1 rRNA gene is annotated in these 1,676 nt (G+C 50.0%); it reads left to right on the forward strand.

The features are described from left to right. Positions 1–40: 40 nt before the first annotated feature. Positions 41–1,613 (forward strand): 16S ribosomal RNA (locus FFM84_RS16000). The last annotated feature ends 63 nt before the right edge of the window (positions 1,614–1,676 follow it).

The raw sequence follows: 1,676 nt of genomic DNA on the forward strand, positions 1-1,676 counted from the left end.
AATTTTAGTACAACATTTAATGAGCTTTAAAACTCATCATTAATTTGAGAGTTTGATCCTGGCTCAGGACGAACGCTGGCGGCGTGCCTAATACATGCAAGTCGAACGAACTCTGGTTTTTGATTGACGGTGCTTGCACCTGATTGATTAAACATTTGAGTGAGTGGCGAACTGGTGAGTAACACGTAGGAAACCTGCCCAGAAGCGGGGGATAACACCTGGAAACAGATGCTAATACCGCATAACAACTTGAACCGCATGGTTCGAGTTTGAAAGATGGCTCTGCTATCACTTCTGGATGGTCCTGCGGCGTATTAGCTAGATGGTGAGGTAACGGCTCACCATGGCAATGATACGTAGCCGACCTGAGAGGGTAATCGGCCACATTGGGACTGAGACACGGCCCAAACTCCTACGGGAGGCAGCAGTAGGGAATCTTCCACAATGGACGAAAGTCTGATGGAGCAACGCCGCGTGAGTGAAGAAGGGTTTCGGCTCGTAAAACTCTGTTGTTAGAGAAGAACATATCTGAGAGTAACTGTTCAGGTATTGACGGTATCTAACCAGAAAGCCACGGCTAACTACGTGCCAGCAGCCGCGGTAATACGTAGGTGGCAAGCGTTGTCCGGATTTATTGGGCGTAAAGCGAGCGCAGGCGGTTTTTTAAGTCTGATGTGAAAGCCTTCGGCTTAACCGGAGAAGTGCATCGGAAACTGGGAAACTTGAGTGCAGAAGAGGACAGTGGAACTCCATGTGTAGCGGTGAAATGCGTAGATATATGGAAGAACACCAGTGGCGAAGGCGGCTGTCTGGTCTGTAACTGACGCTGAGGCTCGAAAGTATGGGTAGCAAACAGGATTAGATACCCTGGTAGTCCATACCGTAAACGATGAATGCTAAGTGTTGGAGGGTTTCCGCCCTTCAGTGCTGCAGCTAACGCATTAAGCATTCCGCCTGGGGAGTACGGTCGCAAGACTGAAACTCAAAGGAATTGACGGGGGCCCGCACAAGCGGTGGAGCATGTGGTTTAATTCGAAGCTACGCGAAGAACCTTACCAGGTCTTGACATACTATGCAAATCTAAGAGATTAGACGTTCCCTTCGGGGACATGGATACAGGTGGTGCATGGTTGTCGTCAGCTCGTGTCGTGAGATGTTGGGTTAAGTCCCGCAACGAGCGCAACCCTTATTATCAGTTGCCAGCATTAAGTTGGGCACTCTGGTGAGACTGCCGGTGACAAACCGGAGGAAGGTGGGGATGACGTCAAATCATCATGCCCCTTATGACCTGGGCTACACACGTGCTACAATGGATGGTACAACGAGTTGCGAACTCGCGAGAGCAAGCTAATCTCTTAAAGCCATTCTCAGTTCGGATTGTAGGCTGCAACTCGCCTACATGAAGTCGGAATCGCTAGTAATCGCGGATCAGCATGCCGCGGTGAATACGTTCCCGGGCCTTGTACACACCGCCCGTCACACCATGAGAGTTTGTAACACCCAAAGTCGGTGGGGTAACCTTCGGGAGCCAACCGCCTAAGGTGGGACAGATGATTAGGGTGAAGTCGTAACAAGGTAGCCGTAGGAGAACCTGCGGCTGGATCACCTCCTTTCTAAGGAATATTACGGAAACCTTGCACATTTTGTCGCGTCGAAACTTTGTTTAGTTTTGAGAG

Source organism: Lactiplantibacillus mudanjiangensis (genome assembly GCF_005405385.1).
In the GTDB taxonomy this organism is placed as follows: Bacteria; Bacillota; Bacilli; order Lactobacillales; family Lactobacillaceae; genus Lactiplantibacillus; species Lactiplantibacillus mudanjiangensis.